The sequence below is a fragment of the Photobacterium panuliri genome (genome assembly GCF_059920555.1).
Window position 1 is genome coordinate 85,220 of sequence record NZ_CP197192.1, and the last position, 12,223, is coordinate 97,442.

Annotated in this window: 11 protein-coding genes; 10 read left to right on the forward strand and 1 reads right to left on the reverse strand. The window is 49.3% G+C overall.

Annotated elements, in window-relative coordinates; translation table 11 throughout:
• Positions 1-331: 331 nt before the first annotated feature.
• Positions 332-1,243, reverse strand: coding sequence for a glycosyltransferase (locus ACSF8X_RS00410; RefSeq protein ID WP_500850453.1), 912 nt, complete (start codon positions 1,241-1,243; stop codon positions 332-334).
• A 173-nt stretch (positions 1,244-1,416) separates the two neighbouring features.
• Here ACSF8X_RS00410 and ACSF8X_RS00415 point away from each other — a divergent pair, with 173 nt between their 5' ends.
• The 10 genes from ACSF8X_RS00415 to ACSF8X_RS00460 all read left to right on the forward strand — a co-directional run bounded on the left by ACSF8X_RS00415 (position 1,417) and on the right by ACSF8X_RS00460 (position 12,220).
• Positions 1,417-2,556, forward strand: coding sequence for a glycosyltransferase family 4 protein (locus ACSF8X_RS00415; RefSeq protein ID WP_047880917.1), 1,140 nt, complete (start codon positions 1,417-1,419; stop codon positions 2,554-2,556).
• Positions 2,553-3,938 (forward strand): lipopolysaccharide biosynthesis protein, encoded by a 1,386-nt coding sequence (locus ACSF8X_RS00420; protein WP_500850454.1) that lies wholly within the window; start codon positions 2,553-2,555, stop codon positions 3,936-3,938. Before ACSF8X_RS00415 ends, ACSF8X_RS00420 begins: the two co-directional genes overlap by 4 nt.
• 5 nt (positions 3,939-3,943) lie before the next feature.
• Positions 3,944-5,275 (forward strand): O-antigen ligase family protein, encoded by a 1,332-nt coding sequence (locus ACSF8X_RS00425; RefSeq protein ID WP_500850455.1) that lies wholly within the window; start codon positions 3,944-3,946, stop codon positions 5,273-5,275.
• Positions 5,259-5,954, forward strand: coding sequence for an acyltransferase (locus ACSF8X_RS00430; protein WP_500850456.1), 696 nt, complete (start codon positions 5,259-5,261; stop codon positions 5,952-5,954). The genes ACSF8X_RS00425 and ACSF8X_RS00430 overlap by 17 nt, the downstream gene beginning before the upstream one ends.
• Position 5,955: 1 nt before the next feature.
• Positions 5,956-7,083 carry a glycosyltransferase gene (locus tag ACSF8X_RS00435; RefSeq protein WP_500850457.1) on the forward strand — a complete coding sequence of 376 codons (1,128 nt, stop codon included), beginning with the start codon at positions 5,956-5,958 and terminating at the stop codon, positions 7,081-7,083.
• Between the two features lie 119 nt (positions 7,084-7,202).
• A complete protein-coding gene (locus ACSF8X_RS00440; RefSeq protein ID WP_500850458.1) occupies positions 7,203-7,544 on the forward strand; it encodes a hypothetical protein in 342 nt (113 codons plus the stop codon).
• On the forward strand, positions 7,541-8,983 hold the full coding sequence (locus ACSF8X_RS00445) for a GumC family protein (RefSeq protein ID WP_047880913.1): 1,443 nt from the start codon (positions 7,541-7,543) through the stop codon (positions 8,981-8,983). Before ACSF8X_RS00440 ends, ACSF8X_RS00445 begins: the two co-directional genes overlap by 4 nt.
• Positions 8,980-10,062: a glycosyltransferase gene (locus ACSF8X_RS00450; protein WP_500850459.1), complete on the forward strand. Its 1,083-nt coding sequence runs from the start codon at positions 8,980-8,982 to the stop codon at positions 10,060-10,062. The genes ACSF8X_RS00445 and ACSF8X_RS00450 overlap by 4 nt, the downstream gene beginning before the upstream one ends.
• Before the next feature lie 11 nt (positions 10,063-10,073).
• Complete coding sequence (locus ACSF8X_RS00455) at positions 10,074-11,855, forward strand: sugar transferase (protein WP_500850460.1); 1,782 nt, start codon at positions 10,074-10,076, stop codon at positions 11,853-11,855.
• A 56-nt stretch (positions 11,856-11,911) separates the two neighbouring features.
• A complete protein-coding gene (locus tag ACSF8X_RS00460; RefSeq protein ID WP_500850461.1) occupies positions 11,912-12,220 on the forward strand; it encodes an STAS domain-containing protein in 309 nt (102 codons plus the stop codon).
• Positions 12,221-12,223: the final 3 nt, after the last annotated feature.

Genomic DNA, 12,223 nt, shown 5'->3' on the forward strand with positions numbered 1-12,223 from the left:
TTCACTGATTTAAATCTTTTGACTAAATCTTTTCACGAGTGCCCACACAGATTGCATGGTCAAATTGTTAAAGAACAATATTTTCAACTAGCCAACCCTTTATATTCAAAAGATTACCTCGCTGAACAGGCTGACTATCTTAGCAAACCAAAATCATGTGTCAAACACTTTTTTCACTCTGCTTTTCAACCTTGCCGACCAGTCATCTTGTTACGTTGTCCGTGTCGGTGAGGCGGCATTATAGGGAGAGAATAATTATTGGCAAGCATAAAAAACAAAAAAAATATCAACCGCACAAAATACAACCCAACACAGCAAGTGTGGGTTGTTTTTAAAGCACGATACTTAATATATCCCGGTAGACCGCCTTTATCCGTCGGCTGCTGGGTTGCAAGCAAAACACAACTAACTCCTGGCATGCCGATACGTAATAGGATTTTTTCAGGCGATTATATTCAGCCTTTCCCGTCAGCCAGCGTAAGTAGCCAGCTAGTATGGCTATTGGGTAGTGACGGATTTTCGGGCGATGCTTATTCAAAATCAGCTTCATCGCGTTAAGACGCTTGTCATGATCCCGGCTGATGGCATCTCCTCTATCCGAGATGTAATGGCATAATTTACTATTCAGCCCTCCTACTTCCCCTCTATCCGCTAATTTTAACCACAAATCCCAATCTGAAGCAGACTTCAAATGGGGGTCAAATCCTCCGACATCGGATAAGGCTTGCTTCTTCGCCATAACGGTACTGGTACCCACCACATTTTCGGCATACAGCAAAGGCATGAAGAAAGGAAATACAAATGACGATTCAGCACTAAGAAGTTTTTTACGAAAACGAGGCCAGTACTCAAAACACCCAATAATAGGTTGCCCTTCTTCTGTCATATGCATGTAATCAGTAAAACTACATACCAACGCTGGGTATTTTTGGTGTAGCGCTATCTGTTGGGATAATTTGTTTTCCAGCCAGTAATCGTCAGCATCAAGAAAAGCGACTAGCGCATTAGAGCAGTATTCAATCCCATAATTTCTTGCCTTCGATACCCCAGCCCGTTCGGTAAAGAGTAATTTGACATCGGCTTGTTGTGCCAACCATTCTCGCGAACCATCATTAGAACCGTCATCAACCACAATGATCTCGACCGGCACATTTTGCATCCGGATACTCTCGAGTGCCCTCGGCAACGTTTGTAGACAGTTAAAATTCGGGATCACCACACTCACTTCTGTTTTTGAGTTCATCACATCCACCTTCAAATCATCTCTCACATGACTCGGATGCAATCCACACGCCAATACGTGTTGGCATCAATATTGGATAGAAATATTGGATAGATAAGTACAGCCGAAACTCTCAGACAGAATGCGACACATCACTACATACGTTTGTTAGAAACAGCAGTGAGGATGGAACAATGAAGAAAATTGGTTATGTGATCCCTATCTTCCCAACGTTATCCGAAACATTTATTGGGGTAGAGATGCGAGCAATGAAAGCATTGGGACACTCTGTCCAGCCTTACGCCTTCAACTCGGGAGAATATTACCAAACAGCTGACGAGGAACTTAAACAGCACTGCCGCTATCTGTCATCCGCCCCCAAATACCCAATGGGAAAACTCTGGAATTTTTTCCGGTGCCATAAATTCATCACGCAACAACATGGATTTAACTACCTATCACTCCTTAGACAAGGATTACAGTTGGCTCATTTAGCCAAAAAAGACAACTGCAAACACCTTCATGCCCACTTTGCCTGGCACAGTGCCGCAACAGCCATCGTGGCAGCCAAATTGCTCGACATTCCCGTCTCTTTTGTTGGCCACGGCGCAGATATCTACGCCTCGCCACAAGACATTGACAGCAAGTTACAGGCAGCCGATTTCATCTGCGCGGTTACCAAAGAAATGCAAATTGAACTGCAAGCTGCAACAGATCGTCCCGTATTGCACATCCCCTGCGGAATTGATTCGGCCTTATACCCACCTCTAGCACCTGATTGGGCCCCCAAGAAAGACTTTCTGTTTATCGGGCGATTAGTAGAAAAAAAAGGGCTAGACACATTGATCAAAGCATTAAGCCTACTGCCCCCCGATACCACCTTGGACATTGTCGGTGATGGCCCGTTACGCTCTCAGCTACAGCAATTGGCCCAGCAACAGGGAGTCACTCGGCAGATTCACTTTTTAGGCAGCCAAGATGCTGCATGGTACAGGCAACATGCCAATAATTATAAAGCGTTAGTTGTCCCTTTTACTGTCGCCCCCAACGGTGACAAAGACACTGGCCCACTGGTTATCAAAGAGGCGATGGCTCTGGGGCTGCCTGTCATCACGACAGATCTGGCTGGCTGTAGTGAAATTCTTGCCAACCAATATGGCTATCAGGTCCCCATGGACGATCACACGTCTCTGGCCCAGACGATGACAGCTCACCGACTTGAACCAATAGACAAGCTCACCTCGCTCAGAGAAAAAGCCTTTAACCAAGTCATGGCACAATTTACCGCCCACTCCCAGGCCCAAAAACTCTCGGCTCAGGTGAATGCATTATGACCCCAGCGATGACAATGGGGGTATACGCTATTGGCCTGATAAGCAGCAAGCTTATTGCATTAGCTCTGCAACCTTTTGTGACCCAATGGTTGGGCCCGGAGCAATTTGGCCGACTCGATGTGCTTATCACCTTGGGCTGTTTACTGACAATCATCATGTCTTTTGGGATCAGTGATGCCATTTATCGTTTTGCTCATGACCAGCCAGATCAAAATGAGATTTTCCGTAGTGCGCTGGGACTTCTGCTCTCTATCGCTGGCGGACTGACAGTTCTCGCCCAGCTATCAGTACCTTGGTTACAGCAACTCCTTCCCGGCCAACCACCGTCATTTGCCTTGCACTGCTTACTAGCCTCATTGTTTATCAATACATTATGCTGTGTTCCTTTGGCCATTTTACGGATCCGTAATCAGGCCAAACTCTTTGTTGGCGCACAAGTCATCTTCACCCTTACTCAAGGCTTGGGTATCGTACTATTGGCCCGGCCCTATGGGGTTAATGGGGTCATGGCTGCCAGTCTCATCGCACAGATAGTGCAAGTTGCCATCTTAGCCAGACATTTTCCCACGCCAAAACTGGGTCACCTCACACTCTTCTTTCGGTATGGGCGGGCTATTACACTCTCTGGCGTACTTAGTTTTGTTGTCATCGGCGCTGAGCGCTGGGCTATTGCTGATACATTAGGCCTTAGCTTGTTGGCACCGTATGCCGTTGCCATGCAATGGGCTATTGCTGCGAGCCTGTTACTCGAACCTTTTGGCCTATGGTGGTATCCCAAGCGCTTTGGCTTAGTCAGCACAGCAAGCGAACGTCAACAAGCTGCCACCATCAGCGTAATAGGCTGCCAACTAAGCTGCCTGGTTGCAGCAGGGATCATCACGGTCGGATCTCGTTTCTTGCTTTGGTGGCTTCCTAACGATTTTCACGCCAGTGCCGACATGCTTCCATTGCTTGGAATCATGATGATGTTCAAACATGCCAGCACCTTGCTCAACATCGGTTGCTATCATCAAACAGACGGCAAAAGTGTGGTACTTATAGGTATATTCAGCGCCTGCTGCGCAGTGGGGATATTGCTATTCATCCTTCCTTCGTACGGACTTTATGCTTTTATTGGTGCCGGTATAGGGCTCCAGCTATTACGCCTAGGCTTATTTTATTATTTCAGCCAATCTTACCTGCCCCTGCCCTATCCTCTGCGTCGGTTAACCGTTAGCTATAGCTTGATCATTCTATTGCTGACAGCTTATTACCTATTGTCTCCTGTCTACGAAATGCTATGCATACTGTTATTGATCGTCCAAATTAGCTGGCCTTTAGGACGGGAAAAACTAACAAATAATCGCCAAAAGAAAATTGATAGTTCACTAAAGACGGGGTGAGCCGGATGAACAAGCATAAACAGTGGCTCCTCGCTCTAGGCAGTTGCGGCACCATCTTCTGCTTCTGGATGTATCAAGGCAACCTTGTGCTACTGGTGAGCTTGCTCTTTGCTTTACCCCTTATCATCAACCAGGCTTTTCTCATTTGTGTTGGGTTTATTATTTTCTCCTATTTCAGAATCCATGAAGCCTTTCCTCTGTTGATACCGTTGAAAATCCCCCAGCTCTTGGCCCTGGCGAGTCTAGCTGGGCTGGGCTGGCAATTCTGGCTGCAAAGAGAGACGATCAATTGGCACCGATTGCAAACCTTATTCTTGCTGTTCAGCTTCTGGGTTTTGATATCTTGCCTCTTCGCGAGTAACCGTGCCGAAGCCTTCGCCAGCTTCAATGGCAACTTTATTAAAATTGTGATTATGGTGTTCGCTATCAGCTGGCTACCACAACGACTGCCTCAGCTCACGATCATCCCTTACCTTTTATTGTTCAGCGGGCTTCTGATCGGGGGCTTGGCCTTATTCAATAAAGCCAATGGTATCGGCCTTGTCGAAGGGACGAGAGTCACTATCGGCAGGGATATAGGATCAATGCTCGGCGATCCCAATGACTTGGCATTGGTACTTCTATTTCCGGTCTCATTTGCCATGACCTATAGCTTCCACGGTCCCAAGTGGCAAAGAGCCTTATCTGTTTCCGTACTGGTTATAATGATAATGAGCGTACTGGCGACCCAAAGCCGAGGGGGGTTACTGGGTATCGCCTGCGTACTCTTTGCGATGACCCTAATGAAAAGCCGCTCTATTGTATTGCCCTCGATTATCAGTGGGATTGGGTTGCTGGCTTTGATTGTCCTGGCAGGGATCAGCGACCGGAGCTCTGGTGGCGCGGCTGAGTCTGGGATTGATGAGTCCGCAATGGGGAGAATTTATGCCTGGCAAGCAGCCTGGAACATGGCGATCAGTAACCCGTTCACGGGCGTTGGCCTCAACAACTTCTATTACAACTACTATTTTTATTCCCCGCACTGGGACGGCAAGAATCACGCGGTACACAGTACTTGGCTTCAAATACTTTCTGAAACAGGTTTCGTGGGATTGGTACTATTCCTGCTTATGGTTATTGGTGCCCTGCAAGTCAGTTACCGGCTTCTCAAGCGGCTTGAGCATCATAAAATCAAACCTCTGGCACAGGGGCTGTGGCTCGGCACTTTATCATTTTGTGTCAGCGGTACATTCCTAACCCAAGGTACTACCTGGCCCTTGTACATTTTGATCGGGCTGCTATTGGCTTTAGACCGACTTACCTTGAATAAGGAGGCAAATTATGCGCGCACTTGTTAAGGCCCTTCTGCCGCCCAGCCACTTCGCCATCTTGAAAAACACCGTGCAACGACTTCGCGGCAGCTACATACCTTGTATCCCGCTTTTTCATCACAGTTTGTACCACCTCCATCTAACCGTGAAAAAAAGCCTTCATTGCATTTTGCAAAAAGGTTACTTCACCCCGATGTTTATCTCACGCTTGGATAATCGTCCCCGCCACCTGCAACTAGACTGTGGCATGCCTCAGATCCTTGGCCCATTGAAGATTTATTTAGGCGAACAGTGCCGACTGTCAGGTATCGCAACTTACTGCGGCCGTTCGTGGGGCAAGCAAACACCTCTGCTCATCGTCGGTAACAATGTCGATATTGGCTGGCAGAACATCCTCGCGGTTGGCGGTACCATCCGCATCGACGACAACGTCAGGCTGGCCAGTAAAGTTTTTCTCGCCGGATTTCCCGGCCATCCGCTAGACCCTATCGCCCGGGCCCAAGGTAAGCCGGATACCGAGCAACAAATCGGGGATATCCACCTATGCCGTAATGCATGGCTCGGTACCGGCGTGATGGTCATGGCCGGCGTCACGATAGGGGAAGGCAGCGTTATCGCCGCAGGCAGCGTGGTAACCCAAGATATTCCCGCCGGTGTATTGGCAGGCGGCAACCCGGCGAAAATCATCAAACAGTTAGGGTATTAAAATGGAATTTCTCGTTTTCGGCGAAGACTGGGGACGCCATCCGTCCAGCAGCCAACATTTATTGCAGGCTATCGTGCAGCGGTATGATGTTCACTGGATCAACTCCATCGGCTTGCGCCAGCCAACCCTTAACCTCCGAGACCTCAAACGAATCTGGGAGAAAGTGACAACTCGAAGCCGCCATACCGACACAGGACAAAACACACATACCGCAAAGCCCACCACTGTCATCAAGCCATTGGTATGGCCAATGGCGCAACACGCAATACTCAAAGCACTTAACAGCCATCTCTTGAAAAGACATCTATCCCCAAAGACATGCCAACGTATCGTATGGGCGGCGCTGCCCAGTGCTATAGATTACCTTGATATCTGCGACAGTGATCTAGTGGTTTATTATTGCGGGGATGACTTTGCCGCACTGGCAGGGGTAGATCATCAACTGGCCATCAACGCCGAGCAACGTCTCATCGCCCGGGCCGATATCATTTTTGCCTGCAGCCCAACACTAAAAGCAAAATTTCCCGCCAGTAAAACCGTTCTGCTACCGCATGGTGTACATTTGTCGCAATTTGCAAAACCGTCCCCCTGTCCAGACGATATAGACCCATCCCGACCGAGTATTGGTTTTTACGGCAGCCTGAACAACTGGCTTGATCAAGGGCTGATTACCACTCTCGCGCAGGCTCGGCCCAATACCAACTTCTACTTCATTGGGCGCCAAGATGGCGATACAAAAATACTTCGCCAACAAGACAATATCATCCTATTACCAGCAAAACCCCACCACCAGCTAGCCAGCTACCTGCAACACTGGACGATGGCAGTCCTCCCCTTTGTTGATAATGCGCAGATCCGGGCATGTAACCCGCTCAAACTCCGGGAATACCTGGCTGCAGGCTGCCCCGTTATCAGTAGCAACTTCCCGGCAACCACCCCCTACAAATCAGTGATAACCACTGCCACCAGTACAACCGAGTGGCTAGATGCGATTGACCACTACAGCCAATGGACGCCTTCACAAAGGCAGAACTATTCACAGCGCGCCTATCAAGCCGTGGCCAATGAACGTTGGGAATACCGAGCCTCGCAAGCCATTGAGATTATTAAAAGTCGCCTGTCCCGCTAAAATCCGGCCGGTTACACCATGCCAATTATTTCAGACGCAAGATGACAACTTATCTAACTTCGGGCACTTTTTTTGCTACATATACATAATGTTGCAAATTGAAAAAGGCCGAGAAAATAATGAGGAATATAATAATAGTCATCTGCTGCCTATGGATATTTGGCTGTGCATCACAGCCAGAGCAAACGACTCTGACGCTTTTTTTCAGCCCCGAACAAGTCTCTCTGACGGCTGAGCAACAACGTAAGATCAATGAATTTTTAGCCAATAACCCCTACCACCAGCTTGTCGCCAAAGTAGCCCCGGCCAATTTGGCCAATCCTTTTGATGCTCTACTACAGGGGCAAAAGCGTATTAAGGCAGTGAGCAATCTATCGAACAGCCAGAATATCCCCCTTCATCTGGACTATGCGCCTAACCAGACTGTCGATACCCTGATATTGCAAAGGCAATCACCATGAGAGCCAGCCTCTTTGCCAAACTGTACCCCCTACTACAGGCCTTGTGGAATCATCGCTACCTGCTCTTGCTCCCCGTGCTTATCATGCCACTGCTCATGACCTCAGGCGGGGCGCTAAAAGCCAAACGCTACTATGCCCAAACCACGATTCTGGTACAGGAAGCCGCGATGCTGAACCCGTTCTTGGAAGATTTATCGATCTCGATGAATCTGCAAAAGCGCATCAAGGCACTACGGGTTTTGCTCCACAGCCAGTTCGTCCTCGAGCAGGTCGTACTGGAACTCAAGCTCGCATCGGCCCATAACCCTAGCCAGCTCAATACCGTTGTCAGCCAACTCAATAGCAATCTCAGCGTCAACTTGATTGGTAATGATTTAGTGCAACTGGGACTGAACTGGCACACCCCGAAAGAGATGCCTGAAATTCTCAATAAACTCTCCGAGCTATTCCTCGATAAACTCCGGGCCCCGGGCCGAGCGTCGATAGATGGCTCTGAGCTTTTTCTGCAACAGCAACTCGAAGCGACGTTAATCGATTTAGAAAATGCCGAAAGTGCCTTGGCGACATTTAAATCAAACAATGCCGGGAACCTCCCCCAGCTACAGGGAAGCCGGATCCAAAATTACGCCAAAATAAACACCCTGATCCAAGAAACCCGGCTTGAACTACTCAATGCCAAAGCCCAGCGGGATAACTTCTATAACCGCCTAGCCAGCACCAATCCTGTTATCGGCATGCTTGAAACAGAAATTGTCAAAGCAGAGGCCGAACTGGCCATACTCAGGGCCAGCTATACCGACCGTCACTCCTCGGTAAAAGCCGTACTTCGCCAACTACACCGCCTCAAACAAGAACGCGCTAACCTCGTTGATCAGCAGCAGTCACTCAATGCTCAGGAGATTAGCCAACTCTGGCAACGTATCGCCAGCAATGCTCAGCAACTCGAGAATACCAACCAGCCGATCCTAATCAGCCAGTTCGAGCAGCTACAGCAGGCAGAGAGCCTAATCCATTCGCTAGAAGGAGAGCTCAAGTTACTAGAGTCTCAGGCATCACGCTTGCAAAATAAGCGGGCCGAATTTGCCCAGCTAGAGAAAGAACTGACCGTGTTGCAGCGCAACTATGACGTCAAAGCCAAGATATATAACCAGCTGCTAGAACGTTACGAAATGGCGAAGGTCACCGGCCAGCTAGGGCGTTTCGAAGAACCGAACAAACTCAAGATCATCTCCCGCCCCAGCATTCCAAGCCAACCATTGAATTGGCCCTGGTGGCTCAATTTCACGACAGGTATTTTTGCCGGCCTAGGGATTGGGCTGTCACTGATTTGCGCCGTGCAGCTACTCGATACCCGCCTGTATCAAAGCCAACACATTATCCGCTTAGCCAACGCTCCGGTATTAATTCGGATCCCTTACTTTTCCGAGGAAAGATTATGACTACCACTACCTTACAGGTTGTCCAGCATTTACGTCCCGGGGGGATTGAACGACTTGTACTCAACCTCGTGCGATTCGCAGCCCCTGATAATCAGGTATATGTGGTTGCGCTAGAAGGCGATAAAGAACAGGCTATCGAACAATGGCCCGAATTAGCGCCACTTTCAGAACGCCTGTATTTCCTCGGCAAACCTCACGGCCGTGATATGAAAACCGTTTTCAAATTGCGACGCCTTATCCAATCGCTGAATGCCAACGTCATTCACTCCCACCATCTTGGTCCGCTACTGTATAGCCGCGCTGCCAGTTTAGGACTAAGGGGGATCACCCATATCCAAACCGAGCATGACAGCTGGCATTTGGAGGATCCTAAACAGCGCCTACTCACCCGTCTCCTTCTGGCAGGCAGTAAGATCCTAATTATCGCTGACGCACCGCGTATTGCCGATCATCTCAAGGCCCATGGGATCACCACCGATCACGTCATTATCAATGGGATTGATACACAGCGCTATACGCCGGGACAAGCGGCGCAAGCAAGGCTCCACCTTCGGCTCCCGCCCGATAAGCTGATAATTGGATGTGCCGGTCGTCTAGTACCGGAAAAAGGGATCGACACCTTACTTGAGGCACTGGTGGCATTACCAGAAAATTACCATGTCGTCATCGCCGGTCACGGTCCGGAACGAAGTGAGTTGGAACGCCTCGCACAACAGCTAAGGCTTTCCGAACGTGTCCATTGGCTGGGCAACTGTGACAATATGCTGAACTTCTACCGTGCGATTGATCTTCTCTGTATGCCATCCCGCCAAGAGGGGCTCCCCTTGGTACTGCTCGAAGCCCAAGCCTGTGGCAAACCGGTGATTGCCTCTGATGTTGGCGCCATTCCCGACTTGATCTGCCCCCACAGTGGTCGCCTGATCCCTGCGGGACATCCCACACTGCTCGCCCATGCCTTGTTCGACAAACTTCGCGTGCCCATCCATGACTGCCAACAAACTGCCCACTATATTCGCCGCATCGCCGATGTTCGGAAGATGACGGCATCCTATGAATCGCTCGCTAAACGATCAGGATAATGGAGATCACCATGACTATCAGTTGGATGATATTAATCGCAATGACCATGGTAATAATTTACCACCATGTCATTTATACCGGTTTGATGCTCTTTCTAGGACGAAAAGAACCCTCACCACCAGCAGGATCATCTGAATCTCCCTCTGTCGCAATTCTCATCCCAGCCCACAACGAAGCCAACTTTATCGAAGCCAAGCTGGCCAACTTATTGATGCTGGATTACCCGCCCGAAAAGCTCTCTATTTGGATTTGTTGTGATGGCTGCAGTGATAATACCGCAGAGCTAATCAAAGAGTGGGAGAACAAATTTGCCAACGCGGGTATTGCACTGAAATGCATCGTTGAGGCTGACAATAAAGGCAAGGTAGTACGTATCAATCAGCTGCTCGGCCTAGTGAAAGGCAAAGTGGATTTAATCGCCATGTCCGACGTCTCGGCACTGATTTCCATTGATGCCCTGACCCAAGCCGCCGATAGCTTTACTGACCCCAAAATAGGGGCTCTGGCCTGTAACTACCTCTTGGCCGAAGCTACCGACGGTGAGCAGCAATACTGGCACTGGCAAAACTCAATTCGCCAAACCGAATCGACGCTCGGCAGCGTCATGGGGGGCAACGGAGCCTTCTATATTGTCCGGGCACCGCTATTTTCCACCTTGCCGGAAGATACTATTAATGATGATTTCATACAGACGATGCTGGTAATAAAACAAGGCTATCAGGTTCAATTTAATCGCTATATCAATAGCGTCGAACTCTCTCCGTCAACCGCTCAAGATACCTACCAACGCCGGCAGCGCATCGGTGCTGGCAACCTGCAGCAATTACTCCGCTGCCGTTTCATTTTCCGTCGCACCTATCATGGTGCGCGCTGGCTATTTACCTCGGGCAAGGCGCTGCGGACGATCATGCCATTTATATTGATCAGCTATTTCCTCTTATCTTTCACCTTGGCGCTCAAGGGCTCAGCGGTTGCCCTGTGGCTAACAGCCATACAGGCAACGGGCTACATGGCTGCAGCCCTGCCCCTGTTCGGCCTGCATAGCAAGGTGACGGATAAACTGCATTACTTTGTCAGCAGTTATGCCGCGTCGTTGATCGGGATGATACGTTATTGCATGGGTCACTTTAACAATGGCTGGCGTCACCTGCCGCCATTATCTAGCTATCAGTCCCTCTCCACCCAACTCCTCAAGCGTACGAGTGATCTCTTGCTGGCCACCACTGGTATCGTCTTGACCTTACCGCTATGGCCGTTAATTGCCTTATTGATCAAAATCGACTCTCCCGGTCCGGTGTTCTACCGCCAAATGCGGGTGGGCAGGATCAGTGAGGAGCAGGTCGAACTGTTTGAGGTCATCAAGTTTCGCTCTATGTCCCACAATGCAGAATCAAAATCAGGTGCGATTTGGGCACAACGGAATGACCCCCGCATAACCCGCATCGGCAACTTCCTCCGTACCACCCGACTGGATGAAATCCCGCAGTTCATCAATGTCATCAAAGGGGATATGGCCCTCATCGGTCCTCGCCCGGAACGGCCTGAATTCTGTGGCACTTTGCAAAATGCATTGCCATTTTACCTCGAGAGAACGGCAGGCTTAAAACCAGGGATAACGGGGCTGGCTCAAGTCAATCAGAATTATGATGCCAGCCTCGATGACGTCAAAAACAAGATTATCTGGGATCACGCCTATGCCTTGGCGCTTAGCTCTCCGCTGCAGTGGATCAAAATGGATCTGTTCATCATTTTCAAAACTATTTACATCATGGTGAGCAAACGTGGGCAATAATTGGCATAGCACTTGTATTAATAGAAGAAAAACATCACGAACCCAAAAGGCCCGTTATGAAGCCAGCCATAAATAACGCCAACATAGGTCTAACACTGCCAAATGAGTTTGATGCCCACTTGGCCAAACAGATGGAACCCGAGTTTGAAGCGCTCAGCCAAACCGATAGCCATGAGCTGATCATCGATATGACGCAGGTACAATTTATTGATTCCTGCGGTATCGGGGCCATCGTATTCCTTTACAAACGGTTAAAGATCAGGGGGAAACCATTAAGCCTGCTCAATGTGAACGGCCAGCCCCGACAGCTGATGAAAATGTTGCGGATCGACAAGGTGATCCCTTTGATCACCTCTGGGGAGTAACAC